The 17,525-nt window shown below is 71.0% G+C and carries 17 protein-coding genes and 1 riboswitch; of the genes, 6 read left to right on the forward strand and 11 right to left on the reverse strand.

Annotated elements, in window-relative coordinates; genetic code table 11:
* Positions 1-14: 14 nt before the first annotated feature.
* The 4 genes from ACWDA7_RS08840 to ACWDA7_RS08855 form a co-directional block, all read right to left on the reverse strand.
* A complete protein-coding gene (locus ACWDA7_RS08840) occupies positions 15-416 on the reverse strand; it encodes an ATP-binding protein (RefSeq protein ID WP_450603445.1) in 402 nt (133 codons plus the stop codon).
* A 130-nt stretch (positions 417-546) separates the two neighbouring features.
* Positions 547-2,103, reverse strand: a complete 1,557-nt coding sequence (locus tag ACWDA7_RS08845) for an ABC transporter substrate-binding protein (RefSeq protein WP_450603446.1) — start codon at positions 2,101-2,103, stop codon at positions 547-549.
* 439 nt (positions 2,104-2,542) lie between these two features.
* On the reverse strand, positions 2,543-3,796 hold the full coding sequence (locus ACWDA7_RS08850) for a metallophosphoesterase (RefSeq protein ID WP_450603447.1): 1,254 nt from the start codon (positions 3,794-3,796) through the stop codon (positions 2,543-2,545).
* A gap of 17 nt (positions 3,797-3,813) precedes the next feature.
* Positions 3,814-4,056 (reverse strand): SCO4848 family membrane protein, encoded by a 243-nt coding sequence (locus ACWDA7_RS08855; protein ID WP_432931685.1) that lies wholly within the window; start codon positions 4,054-4,056, stop codon positions 3,814-3,816.
* A 103-nt stretch (positions 4,057-4,159) separates the two neighbouring features.
* Here ACWDA7_RS08855 and ACWDA7_RS08860 point away from each other — a divergent pair, with 103 nt between their 5' ends.
* The gene (locus ACWDA7_RS08860) at positions 4,160-5,422 is read left to right on the forward strand and encodes a D-alanyl-D-alanine carboxypeptidase family protein (RefSeq protein WP_450603449.1); all 1,263 of its coding nucleotides are present in this window, start codon (positions 4,160-4,162) and stop codon (positions 5,420-5,422) included.
* Here the strand turns inward: ACWDA7_RS08860 and ACWDA7_RS08865 are convergent.
* The gene (locus tag ACWDA7_RS08865) at positions 5,370-6,281 is read right to left on the reverse strand and encodes a YihY/virulence factor BrkB family protein (protein WP_450603450.1); all 912 of its coding nucleotides are present in this window, start codon (positions 6,279-6,281) and stop codon (positions 5,370-5,372) included. The two genes, ACWDA7_RS08860 and ACWDA7_RS08865, sit on opposite strands and share 53 nt — an antisense overlap.
* Before the next feature lie 165 nt (positions 6,282-6,446).
* Between ACWDA7_RS08865 and ACWDA7_RS08870 the strand changes: the two genes are divergently transcribed.
* Positions 6,447-7,214 (forward strand): SDR family NAD(P)-dependent oxidoreductase, encoded by a 768-nt coding sequence (locus ACWDA7_RS08870; RefSeq protein ID WP_450603452.1) that lies wholly within the window; start codon positions 6,447-6,449, stop codon positions 7,212-7,214.
* A gap of 69 nt (positions 7,215-7,283) precedes the next feature.
* On the opposite strand, the gene ACWDA7_RS08875 is transcribed toward ACWDA7_RS08870, so the two are convergent.
* Positions 7,284-7,865 carry a 2'-5' RNA ligase family protein gene (locus tag ACWDA7_RS08875; protein ID WP_450603453.1) on the reverse strand — a complete coding sequence of 194 codons (582 nt, stop codon included), beginning with the start codon at positions 7,863-7,865 and terminating at the stop codon, positions 7,284-7,286.
* Between the two features lie 176 nt (positions 7,866-8,041).
* Positions 8,042-9,049 (reverse strand): tryptophan--tRNA ligase, encoded by a 1,008-nt coding sequence (gene trpS, locus ACWDA7_RS08880; RefSeq protein WP_450603468.1) that lies wholly within the window; start codon positions 9,047-9,049, stop codon positions 8,042-8,044.
* Between the two features lie 161 nt (positions 9,050-9,210).
* On the opposite strand from trpS, the gene ACWDA7_RS08885 reads away from it, so the two are divergent.
* On the forward strand, positions 9,211-9,855 hold the full coding sequence (locus ACWDA7_RS08885) for a hypothetical protein (RefSeq protein WP_450603454.1): 645 nt from the start codon (positions 9,211-9,213) through the stop codon (positions 9,853-9,855).
* A gap of 74 nt (positions 9,856-9,929) precedes the next feature.
* Here ACWDA7_RS08885 and ACWDA7_RS08890 read toward each other — a convergent pair whose 3' ends face one another.
* A complete protein-coding gene (locus tag ACWDA7_RS08890) occupies positions 9,930-11,378 on the reverse strand; it encodes a glycine hydroxymethyltransferase (RefSeq protein ID WP_450603455.1) in 1,449 nt (482 codons plus the stop codon).
* 41 nt (positions 11,379-11,419) lie between these two features.
* Positions 11,420-11,509, reverse strand: a riboswitch (ZMP/ZTP riboswitch).
* A gap of 102 nt (positions 11,510-11,611) precedes the next feature.
* On the opposite strand from ACWDA7_RS08890, the gene rocD reads away from it, so the two are divergent.
* Positions 11,612-12,817, forward strand: coding sequence for an ornithine--oxo-acid transaminase (gene rocD, locus ACWDA7_RS08895; protein ID WP_450603456.1), 1,206 nt, complete (start codon positions 11,612-11,614; stop codon positions 12,815-12,817).
* A gap of 9 nt (positions 12,818-12,826) precedes the next feature.
* Here rocD and ACWDA7_RS08900 read toward each other — a convergent pair whose 3' ends face one another.
* Positions 12,827-14,011: a glutathionylspermidine synthase family protein gene (locus ACWDA7_RS08900; RefSeq protein WP_450603457.1), complete on the reverse strand. Its 1,185-nt coding sequence runs from the start codon at positions 14,009-14,011 to the stop codon at positions 12,827-12,829.
* Between the two features lie 7 nt (positions 14,012-14,018).
* Positions 14,019-14,363, reverse strand: coding sequence for a hypothetical protein (locus ACWDA7_RS08905; RefSeq protein ID WP_450603458.1), 345 nt, complete (start codon positions 14,361-14,363; stop codon positions 14,019-14,021).
* Between the two features lie 140 nt (positions 14,364-14,503).
* Between ACWDA7_RS08905 and ACWDA7_RS08910 the strand changes: the two genes are divergently transcribed.
* Positions 14,504-15,325 (forward strand): hypothetical protein, encoded by an 822-nt coding sequence (locus ACWDA7_RS08910; protein ID WP_450603469.1) that lies wholly within the window; start codon positions 14,504-14,506, stop codon positions 15,323-15,325.
* A gap of 21 nt (positions 15,326-15,346) precedes the next feature.
* On the opposite strand, the gene pdxR is transcribed toward ACWDA7_RS08910, so the two are convergent.
* The gene (gene pdxR / locus ACWDA7_RS08915) at positions 15,347-16,738 is read right to left on the reverse strand and encodes a MocR-like pyridoxine biosynthesis transcription factor PdxR (RefSeq protein WP_450603459.1); all 1,392 of its coding nucleotides are present in this window, start codon (positions 16,736-16,738) and stop codon (positions 15,347-15,349) included.
* Between the two features lie 47 nt (positions 16,739-16,785).
* Here pdxR and ACWDA7_RS08920 point away from each other — a divergent pair, with 47 nt between their 5' ends.
* Positions 16,786-17,274 carry a carboxymuconolactone decarboxylase family protein gene (locus ACWDA7_RS08920; RefSeq protein WP_450603460.1) on the forward strand — a complete coding sequence of 163 codons (489 nt, stop codon included), beginning with the start codon at positions 16,786-16,788 and terminating at the stop codon, positions 17,272-17,274.
* Positions 17,275-17,525 lie beyond the last annotated feature (251 nt).

The following is a 17,525-nucleotide window of genomic DNA, read 5'->3' on the forward strand; positions in this document are numbered from 1 at the left end:
TGCGCCGCGGCGGCTCACCCGTCCCGGACCACCAGCGCCCACACCGTCTTCCCGTGGCGCCCCCGGCTCCATACGCCCCAGGCCGCCGCGATGTGCTCCACGAGGTGCAGCCCTCGGCCGGTCTCGGCGAGGTCGTCGGCGACCCTCAGGCGGGGTCCGGTCCGGCCCTCGTCCGACACCTCTATGAAGCAGGAGCCGTCGGCAAGGGCGGTGACCGCCACCTCGAACTCCTGCTCGTGATGCGGTCCGTGGCGGACGACGTTGGTGGCCAGCTCGGAGACCAGCAGCAACGCCGCGTCCAGGGCCAGATCCCCCGGTCCGTGTCCCCAGTCGGCCAGGTGGTCGCGCACCCGGCGCCGGGCGAGGCCGACGGACGCCGGGTGGCGGGGCAGCCGGAAAGAGTTGCGTCTGACCACATCCGCTCCTCACCCCGCCCACCCCTCGTCAACACATGGTGGTGGGTGAGGGTGGGCGCCCGCTGTCACTCCCGCGGATTCGCCTCCGCGGGACCGCGCCGGCCGACGGCTCCGGTCCGGCCGCCGTGCGTCAGATCCAGCCGAGCCGCCAGAGGCGGAAGACCCCGGTGCCGTCCGACAGGTACTGTCCGCCGCCGACGTCCTCGCTGGTGACCACGTACTCCTTGCGCTGCCACAGCGGGATCAGGGGGACATCCTGCGCCACGATCTTCTGGATCTGCTTGAAGTCGTCGGCGGCCCGGCTGCGGTCCGAGTACAGCTGGCTGTGCCGGATCAGTTCGTCGACGGCCTTGCTGCTGTAGCCGTTCTTCATGCTGTTGCCGGTACCGACGAGCGGAGCGGTGAAGGTGTCCGGGTCGGGGAAGTCGGCGACCCAGCCGACCGCGTAGGCGTCGAGCTCGCCGTTCGCGTACCGCTTCTGGAAGTCGGTCCACTCATAACCGTGGAGGTCCACCGTGAACAGCCCGGTCGCCTCCAGTTGCTTCTTGAGCTCGGCGGCCTCCTCGGCGGCGGCGCCGCGGCCCTTGCCGTACCCGTACGTGAAGTGGACGGGCACGTGCGCGCCCGCAGCGGTGAGCAGGCCGCGGGCCTTGCTGATGTCGCGCTTGGCGTAGGCGTCGAAGAACGAGGTGGTGTGCCCGGTGATACCGGCCGGAATGAGCGAGTACAGCGGATCGGTGGTGCCTTCGTACACCTTGCTGACCAGTTCCTCGCGGTTGATCACCATGGCGATGGCCTGGCGGACGCGGACGTCGTGCAGCGGCGAGTGGGCCCCGGTGTTCAGGACCAGATTGCGGATCTCGGCGCTGTCGGCCTCGCTGACGCGCTGGTCGGGGTCGCTCGGCGAGAGACCGGCGAGCATGGAGGGCGGCAGCTGGCGGGTGGCCACGTCGACCTCCTTCGCCTTCCATGCCGTCAGCAGGGCGGCCGGCTCGGCGTAGTAGCGCATCAGGATGGGCTTGCCCGTGCCGTTGATGTCGCCCTGATAGTGCGGATTCGGCGTGAGAGTGGCCGACTTGTCCTTCGTGTACTGCGTGAGGGTGTACGGCCCGGTCCCGTCGGCCCCGGTATCGGTGCGCAGCGCGTCCTTCGGGTACTTGGTGCTGTCGACGATCGAACCGGCTCCGGTGGCCACCTTGAACGGGAACGTCGCGTCCGGCGAGGACAGATGGAAGGTGACGTTGAGGCCCTGCGCGTCGACCGAGCCGAGGGTGTCGAGCAGGGTCGCAGGGCCGACGTCCGAGTTGATGCGCTTGACCCGGTCGAAGGAGTACTTGACGTCCTCGGCCGTCATGGTGCGGCCGCTCGGGAACGTCAGTCCCTTGCGGAGCGTGCAGCGGTACGTCGTCAGGTCCGTCCCCATGAAGGAACAGCTTTCGGCGGCGTCCGGCACGGGTTCCACACCGTCGGACTCGAAGGTCAGCAGTGACTGGAAGACACCGCTGAACAAAGCCCAGGATCCGGCGTCGTAGGCCCCCGCAGGATCGAGCGAGGTGACGGCGTCCGTCGTCCCGACCGTAATCGTCCTGTTGGTGTTCTCCTTGGCCGGCAGCAGTTGCCACCCGCCCACTCCCACGCCCGCCAGTACCAGCACAGTCGCGAGAATCCGCATGCGAACCGATCGCATCGGCGCCCCTCCCCAGGCCCTCAGCGCATGCCACTCCCCGGTGGCGCGGATTACCTAATCACAGGTGTTTCACGTGAGGGAAGGGAGATCCGTTGAGATGCAAAAGAACTTGACGGGCGGTTGTTTCCATCAGGTTTCGGCCACGGTTCACGCATTCTCCAGCTGGATTGCCCCCGGAAACCCACAGCGCCACCCGGCGGGCACGGGCCGGGTGGCACCAGGTGCGTTGCCCGAGCAACACCGCATACGAAATCGCGATCTTGGCATCCTGGCACATCTTCCCAGGGGGACGACTTTCAGCCCGGTGGAAACGTTTCTCCATTCGGCGTCGAATTCATCCTGCCGTTGATAGCGGGCGCAATCGCCAAGACCGGTAAGGCCAATGAGACCGCAGCACGGCCCCTTCCCGGTCGTGGGAACGGCCGCGCGATCACGTCCGTCACACCTGCTTCGAGGCCAGTTCCACGATCGTGACGTCCGAGGGCGCGCCCACCCGTGTCGGCGGCCCCCAGGCGCCCGCTCCCCGGGACACGTACAACTGCGTGTCGCCGTAGCGGTCCAGGCCCGCGAGGGTCGGGTTGTCGGCGGCCGCGACGAAGTTGCCCGGCCAGAGCTGGCCGCCATGGGTGTGGCCGGAGAGCTGGAGGTCCACCTGGTGCTTCACGGCCTCATGGATCTGAACCGGCTGATGGGCGAGGAGCACCACGGCGCGTGAGGTGTCGCGGTCGCCGAGCGCCTTGGTGAAGTCGGGGCCCTCGCCCTCGCTCTCACCCGCCAGGTCGTTCACCCCGGCCAGGTCGAACGCGGGCAGTTCCGTGCGCGCGTTCTCCAGCGGGTGCAGGCCGAGCCGGCGTACCTCCTCCAGCCACGCGTCCGCGCCGGAGAAGTACTCGTGGTTCCCGGTGACGAAGTAGCTGCCGTGGCGCGCCTTCAGCCCGGACAGCGGCGCCGCCGCCGGGCCCAGGTCCTTCACGCTGCCGTCGACCAGGTCGCCGACGACCGCGATCAGGTCCGGCTGGGTCGAGTTGATCGTGTCCACCACGCGCTGGGCGAAGCCCCGGCCCAGCACCGGGCCGAGGTGGATGTCACTCACGACGGCGATGCGGAAACCGTGGGCGGCGCGCGGGAGTTTGGCCAGCGGGATCGTGACGCGTTTCACAGCAGGGCCGCGAAGGACCCCGTAGGTGCCGTAGCCCACCGTGCCCACCGCGGCGGCGGCCACCGCGCCGCCGACCACCCGGGAGACGAGGAGGCGGCGCGAGACGACGGCGGGAACCGGCGAAGAGGTGGCCTCCGGTTCGTGGTCCGTCGCCGCCGTCCCCGCGGATACCGGTACGGGCGTCGGGGCCGTCTCCCGCGTCGGCACCCGCCGGTGCCCGAACCGGCGTACCAGCAGCGGCCGCACGAGTTCGCCCACGAGCAGCGCGAGCAGCAGGTAGAGCGACACGGCCAGCCACAGGAAACCCGGCCATCCGAGGGCGCGCTGGAGCCAGAAGGGAGCGCCCGCGCGCTCGGCGACCAGGGCCGCGACGGCCAGCACCGGCCCGGCGACGAGCACCGCGGTGCCGAGGCGCCGGACCGGGCCCGGGCCTCGTGTCGTGTCGCGGACCAACCGGCGCCACGCGTACCAGTGCAGCGCCGCGAACGCGGTGAGGACGGTCACGACGATGAGCACGAACGCGAAGACGGCCACCGGGTTCGCGTCCCGCGCTATGACGTTCGCCGCAACGCGCGCAGTCCGCGCAACCCGATGACCCCGACGACAGTCCCCAAGACAAAGGAGACGACGGCGAGCGTCAAGTGCACCCAGAAGTACGCCGTCGGGTTCCCAGCGTCGTCGAACGCGAGTCCACTGCCGTCCTTCCACAGGTTCTTGACGAAAGTGATCCAGATGACCCAGCTCCACACCCCGAAGGCGAGCAGGAACCAGGAAATGGGGCGGCTGAGCTTCATACGTCCAGTATCGCCGCTCTTGGCCCGGCGCTCGCTCGGGGGTGGGCGGCTTCGGCCGGGACCGGGCGGGACTTCCCGTCCCGCACCCGGTACTTTCGCGATCGTGTTCGCCTTGAAGAAGATCGCCGGGCGCCGCGCGGCGCTCGCCTCCGCAGCCGTGTTGTCCTTCTCGCTCACCGCACCCGCGACCGCCGTCGCGGCCACGCAGAGCCCGTCGGCGTCCGTCACACCCCCGGCCGTGATGTCGGCCGTCGGCGGCGCGTCGCTCGCCAAGCCCGGAACGCAGGTGAACCTCGGCGGCGGTGCCCCGGTGCTCCCGAAGGACCTGACCGGGCGCTCCTGGATCGTCGCCGACGCCGAGTCCGGTGAGGTCCTGGCCGCCCACAACGCGCACTGGCGGCTGCCTCCGGCGAGCACCCTGAAGATGCTGTTCGCCGACACCGTGCTGCCCAGGTTCCCGCGGAACGAGACACACAAGGTGGCCCCCACGGACCTGGCTGGCATGGGCGCAGGCTCCAGCATGGTCGGGATAAAGGAGGGCGAGACCTATACGGTCCACGACCTGTGGCTCGGCGTCTTCCTGCGCTCCGGCAACGACGCGGTGCACGTGCTGGCCGCGATGAACCACGGTGTCGCCCGGACCGTCGAGGACATGCAGGCCCACGCCGAGGAACTCCAGGCCCTCGACACCCACGTGGTCAGCCCGGACGGCTACGACGCCCCGGGGCAGGTCTCGTCCGCCTACGACCTCACGCTGTTCGCCCGCTCGGGGCTGCAGAAGAAGGACTTCAGGGAGTACTGCTCGACGGTGCGGGCGAAGTTCCCCGGCGAGACGACCACGAAGGGCCACAAGAAGACCCGCGGGTCCTTCGAGATCCAGAACACCAACCGGCTGCTGTCCGGAGACAGCGACATGACGCCCTACCGCGGCATCGCGGGCGTGAAGAACGGCAACACCACCAACGCGGGCGCGACGTTCACGGGCGTCGCCGAACGAGGCGGCAGGGTGCTCCTCGTCACGGTCATGAACCCGGAGAAGAAGGACCACAACGAGGTCTACAAGGAGACCGCCCAGCTCTTCGACTGGGGATTCGCCGCGGCCGGCAAGGTGACACCGGTGGGTGAGCTCGTCGCCCCGAAGGACGCGCAGGTGCAGTCGAGGCCCGGCACCACTCCGTCCGCCACCCCCGCGGGCGGGGAATCGACCAAACCGGTCGCCGCCACGGTGACGCAGAACGGTTCCAGCGGCGTCGGGACCGCGCTCGCCATCACCGGCGGCGTCCTGGTGCTGCTCGCGGCGAGCGTGTACCTGGTCAACCGCCGCTGGCCGCTGCCTGATCTGGTGCGTCGCCGGGCGCGTCCCTGACCTCCTCGGCCCCGTTGTTCTGCGTCGCCGTCCAAGCGGCGCAGAACAGCACGAGTTTCGAGGTGAAGTTGATCCACAGCAGGAGCGCGACCGGCACCCCGAAGGCGCCGTACATGCTCTTCGAGGCCACGCCCTGGATATAGCCGCTGAGCAGCAGCTTGAGCAACTCGAAGCCGACCGCGCCGATCAGGGCGGCGGTCAGCAGCCGGTGGCGCGGCGGTTCCACGCCGGGCAGCAGGGTGAGGACGTAGAGGAGGACCAGGAAGTCGGCGAGGACGGCGACGAGAAAGGCGGCGATCCGCAACAGGAGGCTGCCCCAGCCGCCCTTGTCGAGGCCCATCTGCCCGGCGATCCAGTCGACCAGCGCGGAGGCGACGGTGGACGTGGCGATGGTGAGCAGGATCGCGCCGCCCAGGCCGACGAGCACCACCGCGTCCTTGACCTTGGCCAGCACCGGGTTCTCCGCGCCCTCGGGCAGCTCCCACACCGCCCGCAGGCAGTCCCGCACCTGGCCGACCCAGCCGATGCCGATGAAGAACAGCGTGGCACCGGCGATGAACCCGACGGTGCCGGCGTTCGCGACCAGAGCGTGGATGTCGAGCTGGTCGGAGATCCCGGGGACCTGCTCGGCGATCTTGCTCTGCAGCTTGTTCTGCTGGGCCACGCTGAGCGTCGCGGCGCCGATCGCGGCGGCGACGGTGAGCAGCGGGAAGAGCGCCACGAAGCTGACGAAGGTCATCGCCGCGGCGAGACGGCTCCACTTCACCCGGTCGAGGCGTTCATAGCAACGCCAGGCGTGCGTGGTCATGAGCCGCGTCACGATCGGCCCGATACCGGGGAGCTTCTTCAGCCAGTCCATGATCTGACTCTCCCCTCGTCCCCCTCCACCAGTCCTCGAGTACCCCCTCAGCCACGGATACGGCATCCCCGGTCCGCCACGGCTGGTCACCCATTCCGGTGAGGAGCCGCACCGAGTGGAGAATCCGTACCACCATGCCCCTTTTACGGCGATACGGTCGCGATCATGCCTTCCCACAAGGACGCCTTCAGCTCCCCGAAGTCCCTGCTGATCCTCGGCGGCACGTCCGGGATCGCTTTGGCCACCGCACGCCGCCTCATCGCCCGGCGCGCCCGCACCGTCTGGCTGGCCGGACGCCCCTCCCCCGAGCTCGACCGGGCCGCCGAACACCTGCGGGAGCTCGGTGCCGACACCCGTACCGTCGCCTTCGACGCGCTAGACCCGGAGGCGCACGAAGCCGCCCTCGGCAAGATGTTCACCGAGGACCACGTCGACATGGTCCTCCTCGCGTTCGGCGTGCTCGGCGACCAGGCCACCGACGAGCGCGACCCGGTGGCCGCGGCCCGCGTCGCGCAGACCAACTACACGGGCGCGGTCTCAGCGGGCCTGGTGTGCGCCCGCGCCCTCCAGGACCAGGGCCGCGGCTCGCTGGTCGTGCTGTCGTCGGTCGCCGCCGAGCGCGCCCGCCGCACGGACTTCATCTACGGCTCCAGCAAGGCGGGGCTGGACACGTTCACCCAGGGCCTGGGCGACGCGCTGTACGGCACCGGTGTGCACGTCATGGTCGTGCGCCCCGGTTCCGTCCACCGGCGCGGCACACGGGCCCGGGACGCGGGACCTTTGGCCACGACGCCGGAGGAGGTGGCCGCGGCGATCGAGCTGGGGTTGCGCCGGCGGTCGGAGGTGGTGTGGGTGCCGGGGACGCTGCGGCTGGCGATGTCGGTGCTGCGACTCGTGCCGCGGACGCTGTTCAGGCGGCTGCCGATTCAGTAATGCGGGACCCGGGAGCGACCGGGTCGTGCGCTCGGCTCGCGTCGTCCGCCCGAAGGGCGACGACCGGGCCTAGGGAAGCGGCAGGGTGGCGTCCCGCGTCGGTGCGCCCGCCTGCGGTGGCACCATCGCGCCCCCGAAGGCGAACTCCCTCAGCTTGCGCCAGACACCGTCCGGGCCCTGCTCGTACAGCGCGAAGCCCGTGCACGGCCAGCCGGCCTCGTAGCCGGCGAGCTCCTCGTACGCCCGGTCCATCGCCGCCTCGTCGATGCCGTGCGCCACCGTGACGTGCGGGTGGTACGGGAAGAGCAGCTCGCGCGCCACCGGCCCGGAGGCGTCGCGGACCTGCTTCTGCAGCCATGTGCACGCCTCGGAGCCCTCGACGACCCGGACGTAGACCACGGGGGACAGGGGCCGGAACGTGCCCGTGCCGCACAGCCGCATGCGGAAGGGGCGTGCGGCGGCGGCGACCTCGAGGAGGTGGTCCTCGATCGCGGGCACCTCGGAGGCGTCGACCTCCGTGGGCGGCAGCAGGGTGACGTGCGTGGGGATGCCGTGAGCCGCGGCGTCGCCGAAGCCCGCGCGCAGCTCCTGGAGGTGGCTGCCCTGAGGCTCCGGGACCGCGATCGACACACCGATCGTTACGGTCCCCACGTCGTCTCCTGTCGTCGTGTCGGTGTGCGCGGCCGGTGTGCGGGACGAGCCGCCGCTGCGGTGTCCGTCCCTCCCGACTGTACGGCCACGACCATGCCGTCGGGCAGGCGCGGACGGAGTGGAGTGCAGCACCTCCAGGGCGTGCCGGGCCCCGGCATGGGTCGCGGCGGTGGCGGTCAGTGCTTCGCGGGCAGGAAGCCCACCCTCTCGTACGCCTGGGAGAGGGTCTCCGCGGCGACGGCTCGTGCCTTCTCCGCGCCCTTGGCCAGGACCGAGTCCAGCGTCTCGGGGTCGTCCAGGTACTGCTGGGTGCGGTCCCGGAACGGCGTCACGAAGTCGACCATGACCTCGGCGAGGTCCGTCTTGAGGGCGCCGTAGCCCTTGCCCTCGTACCTCTGCTCCAACTCCTCGATCCCGGTTCCGGTGAGGGTGGAGTAGATGGTCAGCAGGTTGCTGACACCGGGCTTCTCCTGCGTGTCGTACCGGATCACGGTGTCCGTGTCGGTGACCGCGCTCTTGACCTTCTTGGCGGTCGTCTTCGGATCGTCGAGCAGGTTGACGAGCCCCTTCGGCGTGGACGCCGACTTGCTCATCTTGATCGACGGGTCCTGCAGGTCGTAGATCTTCGCCGTCTCCTTGAGGATGTACGGCCGCGGGACGGTGAAGGTCTCGCCGAAGCGGCCGTTGAAGCGCTCGGCCAGGTCGCGGGTCAGCTCGATGTGCTGGCGCTGGTCCTCGCCGACCGGGACCTCGTTGGCCTGGTACAGCAGGATGTCGGCGACCTGCAGGACGGGGTACGTGAACAGGCCGACGCTGGCCCGGTCGGCGCCCTGCTTGGCGGACTTGTCCTTGAACTGCGTCATACGGCTGGCCTCGCCGAAACCGGTGAGGCAGTTCATGACCCAGGCGAGCTGGGCGTGCTCGGGGACATGGCTCTGGACGAAGAGGGTGCAGCGCTCCGGATCGAGCCCCGCCGCGAGCAGCTGGGCGGCCGCCAGGCGGGTGTTGGCGCGCAGCTCCTTCGGGTCCTGCGGGACGGTGATCGCGTGCAGGTCGACGACCATGTAGAACGCGTCGTGGCTCTCCTGCAGGGCCACCCACTGGCGGACGGCGCCGAGGTAGTTGCCGAGGTGGAACGAGCCGGCGGTGGGCTGGATTCCGGAGAGCACGCGAGGACGCTGCATGGCGGAGCCATTCCCCTGCGGGTTGTGGTGGGAGCCGTGCGGGCTGTCAGAGGCCATGCCCACCATTCTCTCAGGTTCGGGGGGCCGGTCCGGAACTGGTGGGCAACAGGTGTGCCCCCGGTGCGTCCCTGCGGTGTAACCCCGGCGGTGTAAAAGGAGTCATGACGATGGAGGGGGTCCGCGTGCAGGTGCTCGGCAGGCTGATGGCGGCGCTCGCGGTGGCGGTCACGGCACTGACGGGAGCCGCCGCACCGGCGCGGGGCGTGAGCAAGGACATCCCCGATCTGGCGCTCGTCGTGGCGAACGGTACCGGCCATATGACCACACTGCGCTCGGGGGACCGGGACTTCGTGCTGCTGTGGCAGCTCCTGGCCCCGACGGAGACCAGGACCGAGCGGGTACCGGACGCATGGGCCCAGGGGAGCTACCCGCGGGTGCGGGCCACCGTGACGTGGGCGCTGACCGGGATCGGGGGGTGGCCGTACACCACTCGGGCACCCGGGGGCGACGTGGCCGTCGAGCGGCAGGATCAGGTGTTCCTCGCCGACGACGGGACGGCGTGGGTGCGGTCGGATCCGGCCCCCGACGTCGCCGACGACGACATCAGATGGCACCGGGCTCCGCGGTCGGTCTTCGACCGGCTGGAGAAAGCCGGGCTGCTGGAGCCGCCCGGGACCGCCGCCGGGGACGGCTCCTCGGCAGACCTGCGCTGGGCGGGCGCGGGGCTCGGAGCGGGACTGGCGCTGGGGTCCGTCGCCACGCTCGTCGCGGTACGGCGTACGGCGGCTCTCGGGGAGCTCCGGTGACCGACGCCGTCAGGTAGGCCGCGGGCCGTCCGTGGCCGGCGGCGCGGGTCCCCGCGCCGCCGGACGGCGTCCGGTCAGCCGAGATCGATCTCCGGGTACAGCGGGAAGTCCGTCAGCAGGTCGCTCGCGCGGTGCGCCACCTCGTCCGCGATCTTCAGGTCCAGGACGTGCTGGGCCTTCGACGGGGTGCCCTTGCCGGTGGTACCGGGGACGGCGGTCGTCAGGACACGGTCGATCAGGGCGGCGATCTCGTCCATCTCCGCCGTGCCCAGACCGCGGGTGGTGAGCGCGGGCGTGCCGACGCGGATGCCGGAGGTGTACCAGGCGCCGTTCGGGTCGGCCGGGATGGCGTTGCGGTTGGTGACGATGCCCGACTCCAGCAGGGCCGCCTCCGCCTGGCGGCCGGTGAGGCCGTAGGACGAGGCCACGTCGATCAGGTTCAGGTGGTTGTCCGTGCCGCCGGTCACGAGCGTGGCGCCGCGGCGCGTCAGGCCTTCGGCCAGGGCGCGGGAGTTGTCGACGATCCGCTGGGCGTAGTCGCGGAAGGACTCCTGGCGGGCCTCCGCCAGGGCGACGGCCTTCGCGGCCATCACGTGCGGGAGCGGACCGCCCAGCACCATCGGGCAGCCGCGATCGACCTGGTCCCGGAGGGAGTCGTCGCACAGGACCATCCCGCCGCGCGGGCCGCGCAGCGACTTGTGGGTGGTGGTCGTCACGATCTGGGCGTGCGGGATCGGGTCGAAGTCGCCGGTCAGGACCTTGCCCGCGACCAGGCCCGCGAAGTGCGCCATGTCGACCATGAGCGTCGCGCCGACCTCGTCGGCGATCTCACGCATGATCCGGAAGTCGATCAGCCGAGGGTAGGCGGAGTAGCCCGCCACGATGATCAGCGGCTTGAACTCGCGCGCCGACGCGCGCAGCGCCTCGTAGTCGATCAGGCCGGTGGCCGGGTCGGTGCCGTAGGAGCGCTGGTCGAACATCTTGCCGGAGATGTTCGGGCGGAATCCGTGGGTGAGGTGGCCGCCCGCGTCCAGGGACATGCCGAGCATGCGCTGGTTGCCGAAGGCACGGCGCAGTTCGGCCCAGTCCTCCTCGGAGAGCTCGTTGACCTGGCGGACGCCCGCCTTCTCCAGAGCGGGCATCTCGACACGCTGGGCGAGGACGGCCCAGAAGGCGACCAGGTTGGCGTCGATGCCGGAGTGCGGCTGTACGTAGGCGTGGCGGGCGCCGAAGAGCTCCTTGGCGTGCTCGGCGGCGAGCGACTCGACGGTGTCGACGTTGCGGCAGCCGGCGTAGAAGCGGCGGCCGATGGTGCCCTCGGCGTACTTGTCGCTGAACCAGTTGCCCATCGCCAGCAGCGTGGCCGGGGAGGCGTAGTTCTCGGAGGCGATCAGCTTGAGCATCTCGCGCTGGTCGGCGACTTCCTGGCCGATGGCGTCGGCGACCCGCGGCTCGACGGCGCGGATCACGTCGAGGGCGGCGCGGAAGGCGGTGGACTCGGTGGTCAAAGGCTGCTCTGGCATGTCGGCCTCCGGTGCGGCGTGGCTACAAGCGTTCACGGTTCACGGTCGGCCCAGGCGCACGGCACTCGCTTGCATCCGGGCCGCTCCCCGATGGTCGGTCCCATCCCAGCGCGCCAGTCACGGCCCGTGGTCAGCCTACCGGGCATGTGCCACGGCCCGGTTCCCGCGTCCACCATGCGAGCGACGATAGGAGAGGCAGAACACAGCCCCGTACGGCCGGAAGGGGAGCCACCGTGAGCACGACAGAAGCCATGGTCGCCGCGGCCGAGGCGCACACCGCGCACACCTACCACCCTCTCCCGGTCGTGGTGGCGACGGCGGAGGGTGCCTGGATGACGGATGTCGAGGGACGCCGCTATCTGGATCTGCTCGCCGGCTATTCGGCGCTCAACTTCGGCCACTGCAACCGGCGGCTGATCGACGCGGCCAGGGCGCAGTTGGAGCGGGTGACGCTGACCTCGCGGGCGTTCCACCACGACCGGTTCGGGGCGTTCTGCGAGCAGCTGGCCGAGCTGTGCGGCATGGAGATGGTGCTGCCGATGAACACGGGCGCCGAGGCGGTGGAGACGGCCATCAAGACGGCCCGCAAGTGGGGCTACCGGGTCAAGGGCGTGCCCGCCGGGATGGCGAAGATCGTGGTCGCGGGCAACAACTTCCACGGCCGTACGACGACGGTCATCAGTTTCTCCACCGACCCGCAGGCACGCGCGGACTTCGGCCCGTACACACCGGGCTTCGAGATCGTGCCGTACGGGGACATGACCGCGATGCGCGCGGCGGTGACGGAGAACACCGTGGCGGTGCTGCTGGAGCCCATCCAGGGAGAGGCGGGGGTGCTGGTACCGCCGGCCGGGTATCTGCCGGCGGTGCGCGAGCTGACCCGGGAGCGGAACGTGCTCTTCGTCGCCGACGAGATCCAGTCGGGGCTCGGCCGGACCGGACGGACGTTCGCGTGCGAGCACGAAGGCGTCGTACCGGATGTGTACGTGCTCGGGAAGGCCCTCGGCGGGGGGATCGTGCCGGTGTCGGCGGTGGTGTCCAGCGCCGAGGTGCTCGGGGTGTTCCGGCCGGGCGAGCACGGCTCGACCTTCGGCGGCAACCCGCTGGCCTGCGCGGTGGCCCTCGAGGTGATGGCGATGCTGCGGTCCGGCGAGTACCAGGCGCGGGCGGCGGAGCTGGGCGTGCATCTGCACCGCGAGCTGGGCACACTGACCACCACTGGCCGGGTCACCGGGGTCCGCGGACGGGGGTTGTGGGCGGGCGTGGACATCCACCCGGACTGCGGCACGGCACGCGAGGTCTGCGAGAAGCTGATGGACCGGGGTGTCCTGGTGAAGGACACCCATCAGTCCACGATCCGGATCGCCCCGCCCCTCGTCATCGCCGAGAAGGACCTTGACTGGGGGCTCGGCCAATTGCGTGCGGTGCTGGACATCTGAGGGCGGCCCTCACAGGATCACGTGCGGCAGGAAGCGCGCGTACTCGTCCGTGATCAGGCCGGAGGACTCCCGGATGCCGAGCCCCGCCGACTCGTCCTCGACGACCCAGGCGCCGAGGACGACACGGTTGCCGTCGAAGGACGGCAGGGGTGCCAGCTCCTGGTAGCAGCAGGCGTCCTCGCGCACGGGGACCGGAGCACCCGGCTCGTGGACCGTCACCCCCTCCCCCTCGCGGCCGAGGAGCGGCTTGGCGACGTAGCCCGTGGTGTGCGCCAGCTCCCGCGGCCCGTCGAGGTAGGCGGGGAGCAGGTTCGGATGGCCCGGATACAGCTCCCAGAGGATCGCAAGCAGCGCCTTGTTGCTGAGCAGCATCTTCCAGGCGGGCTCGATCCACAGCGTGCTGCCCGTGCCGCCGCCGTTGTCGAGGCTGTCCAGGACGTGTCCCGCGAAGCGGTCCGTGGTGAGCCACTCCCAGGGATACAGCTTGAAGCAGCTGCGGATGAAGCGGAGCTGGTTGTCGACGAAGCGCTCCGACAGTGGGTCCCAGCCGATCTCCTCCATGGAGATCCATTCGGTGCCGAGCCCGGCCTGTTCGGCGGTCTCCTTCAGGTACGCCACCGTCATCAGGTCCTCGCCGAGTTCGTCGGCGGCGGAGTGGGCGAAGTAGAGCGGGCTGCCGGGCGGGAGGAGGGCGGCCTGCTTCTTCCAGGCGGCGATCAGCCGCTCGTGCAGGGAGTTCCACTGGTCGCCGTCCGGGAACCGCTCCTCCATCCAGAACCACTGGGGCGAGGCGGCCTCGACCAGCGACGTGGGTGTGTCGGCGTTGTACTCCAGCAGCTTCGCCGGGCCCGTGCCGTCGTAGCGCAGGTCGAACCGGCCGTACACGGACGGCAGTTCGGCCCGGCGGTGCCAGGCCTCGGCGACCGCGCTGGCGACGCGCGGATCGGTGATGCCGAGGTCGGCGAAACGGTCCGCGGCGACGATGTGTCCGGCGGCGGCCAGGCACATGCCGTGCAGCTCCTCGACGACCTCCTCCAGCGCCTCCGCCTCGGGAAGGGTGAAGACGTAGTACGCGCTCTCGTCCCAGTACGGGCGCAGCGAGTCGTCCGGGTAGCGGGTGAGCGGGTAGATGAGGCCCTGCGCCTCGACGGTCTGCTGCCAGCCGGGGCGGGGCTCGGTGGTACGGCGCTCCACGGGCCGCTCAGCCGCCGCTCTTGCCGTGGCTGCCGAAGCCGCCGCGGTCGACGCCGCCGTGGCTGCCGCCACTGGAGCCACCGGAGCCCTTGCCGGGCTTGGTGAAGGAACCGCCGTTGACGAAGCCGCTCTTCTTCTTGCCGCCGTAATACCAGGAACCGTGCCCGGACGTCTTGACGGACGTGCAGTTCTTGTCGGACACGACCTTGTAGCCCTTGCCGAGGGTGTAGCTGTCGCGGTCGACGCAGCGCTTGTCCGGGGCCAAGGAGCAGGCGGTGAGGGCGGCGGCGAGAAGTCCCATGCCGCCGAGGACGACCGTGCCCGAGCGCAGTTGCCGGCGTGTGTCCGCCATTTCGTGTTCCCCCGTCGAGTGAGATTTCGTTGAGACGTCGGTGAGAGGTCTTCGGGCAACAGACTAGAGAGCGTCAATCTGGTGTTCGAGCGCGCCCCGGCCGTGACACCGTCCCCTACAGTCACTTTGTGTTCTTTGGAATGGTGTGCGCGCTCGGTGCGGCGGTCTGCTTCGGTACGGCGACCGTGCTGCAGGCGGTCGCGGCACGAGCGGCGGGCACCGGTGGGGGCGGGGACGCGGCGCTGCTGCTGCGGGCCCTCAAGCAGTGGCGGTATCTGGCGGGGCTCGCGCTGGACGGGATCGGCTTCCTGCTGCAGATCGCCGCGCTGCGGTCCCTTCCGATCTACGCGGTGGGCGCGGCCCTCGCGTCCAGCCTCGCGGTGACGGCGGTGGTCGCGGCCCGGCTGCTGCGGGTGCGACTGACCTCGAGCGAGTGGGCGGCGGTCGCCGTGGTGTGCGCGGGCCTTGCGATGCTCGGCCTGGCGTCCGGGACGGAGGGCGACCAGGACGGATCCACGGACCTGAAGTACGCGATGCTGGCGACGGCGGTGGCAGTGCTGCTGCTCGGACTCGCCGGAGGGCGTCTGCCGGGGCGGGGACGAGCGCTGGTGCTGGGCCTCGGCGCCGGGTTCGGGTTCGGGGTGGTCGAGGTGGCCGTTCGGCTGATCGGTTCGCTGGCGCCCGGATCGCTGCTCACGAATCCGGCGACGTACGCGCTGCTGCTGGGCGGCGGGGCGGCCTTCCTGCTGCTGACGACGGCGCTGGAGCGGGGTTCGGTGACGGTGGCGACCGCGGGCATGGTCGTGGGCGAGACCGTGGGGCCCGCCGCGATCGGGGTGGTGTGGCTGGGCGACCGCACCCGCGAGGGGCTGACCTGGCTGGCGGTGCTGGGATTCGTGGTGGCGGTCGCGGGGGCACTGGCGCTGGCGCGGTTCGGGGAGGCACCGGTCGCGGAGGGGTGAGCACTCGAGTACCCGGCGGGCTTACGGCAGCACCCTGCACAACGCGTTCAGCGCCTCCGCCCACCCGTGGTCGGGCGGCGTCCCGTAGCCGACGACCAGGGCGTCGGGCGGCTCGGCACTGGCTCCCTCGTGGCGGAAGCCGTGCAGGCCTTGCACCGCCAGGCCCTGCCACGCCGCCGCATGGACCACGGTCTGCTCGGTGCCGGGCGGAAGCCGCAGGACCGCGTGCAGACCCGCCGCGATGCCCGTGACGCGCACGTCGGGGGCGTGGGCCGCGACGGCCCGGACCAGCGCGTCGCGGCGGCGGCGGTAGCGCAGCCGGGCGGCGCGTACATGCCGGTCGTAGGCACCCGACACGATGAACTCCGCCAGCGTCAGCTGGTCCAGCACGCCGCAGGTGTCGGTGGGGCCCTTCGCCGCGCAGGCCTCCTCCGCGAGCGCCGGCGGCAGCACCATCCAGCCCAGGCGCAGCCCGGGAGCGAGGGACTTGCTGGTGGTGCCCAGATACACCACGTGGTCGGGGTCCAGGCCCTGCAGCGCCCCGACCGGCCGGCGGTCGTAGCGGAACTCGCCGTCGTAGTCGTCCTCCAGGATCAGCCCCCCGGTGCGCCGCGCCCAGTCCACGACGGCCGCCCGCCGCTCGGGGTGCAGCGGCACACCCATCGGGAACTGGTGGGCGGGAGTGAGCAGCACGGCGCCCGCGTCCGCCAGCCCCTCCACGCTCGTGCCGAGCCCGTCGAACGGCAGGGGCCGGCTGTGCAGCCCGGCCGCCGCCAGCAACTCCCAGTGGACGTCGAGTCCGTACGACTCGACGGCGACCGTCCGGACGCCGCGCGCCCTGAGCACCGCGCCGAGGATCTGCAGCCCCTGCCCGAAGCCCGCGCACACCAGGACGCGGTCGGGGTCGGCGCGCACACCGCGCGCCCGGGACAGGTACTCCGCGAGCGCGGTGCGCAGTTCGGCGAGGCCGCGCGGGTCGCCGTAGCCGAGGGCCTGGTTCGGCGCAGCCGTCAGGGCGCGGCGGGCGGCCCTGAGCCACTCGGCGCGCGGGAAGGAGGCGACGTCCGGCCTGCCGGGCTGCAGATCGTGGGCCGGACTCCGGACTGTGCGGGGGCGGGTCGCGGCCGGTGCGGTCCCGGGCCCGGGCGAGGTGCGCTCGGCCACCAGGGTGCCCGAGCCCTGGCGTGCGGTGAGCCAGCCCTCGGCCACCAGGTCGGCGTACGCGTCGGCGACCGTGTTGCGCGCGATGCCCAGGTCGGCGGCGAGCGAGCGGGAGGAGGGCAGCCGGGTGCCGGGCGCCAGCCGCCCGGAGCGGACCGCCTCCCGCAGCGCCTTCGTGAGCCCCTTACGCAGACCCGGCCCGGTCGGCTCGACATGCAGATCGAACCCCAGAGTGGCCCAAGGTTTCCCCATGGAAATGGACCATACTCCTGGGCTGCTCCGCTCCTAAGGTCGGAGATATGACGACGACCGAATACGCCGCTGAACACACCCCCCGCATGAATTGGGCCCAGCACGCACCCGAGGTCTACCGGGCGATGGTCCGGCTCGACGCGGCCGCCGGGCAAGGTCTGGACCCCACGCTGCGCGAGCTGGTCAAGATCCGCACGTCTCAGCTCAACCACTGCGCCTTCTGCCTGGACATGCACACCAAGGACGCGCTCGCGGCGGGCGAGAGCGTCGAGCGGATCGTCCAGCTCAGCGCGTGGGAGGAGTCGCGGCACTTCTACACGGAGAAGGAGGTCGCGGCGCTGGAGCTGACCGAGGCCGTCACGGTGCTGACGGACGGATTCGTGCCGGACGAGGTCTACGAGCGCGCCGCCAAGCACTTCGACGAGGCGGAGCTGGCCCACCTGATCGCCTCGATCACGGTGATCAACGCGTGGAACCGGTTCGGTGTGACGACCCGCGCGGTGCCGGGCCACTACACGCCGGGCCAGTACAGCTGACGGAGCGCACGACGCATACCGCAAGCCTCCGCACCGGGGCTTGAGCCGCCGGGTGCCTCAGGGCGAGGCGTCCGGCGTCACGCTAAGAGGTATCCCGTAATGCGGGGTGAGGTGGGCCTTGCCGGGGTGGGTGCTGCGGTTACCGGACGTCGAGTTTGAGGTTGTGTAGTGCTGCGATGCCGGCGACGGCGTGGTTGATGCCGTTGCCGCGGCGTCGGCATTGGCGCAGGATCTGGTGGTCTTTGAGCCGG

This window comes from Streptomyces sp. NPDC001156 (genome assembly GCF_053598275.1).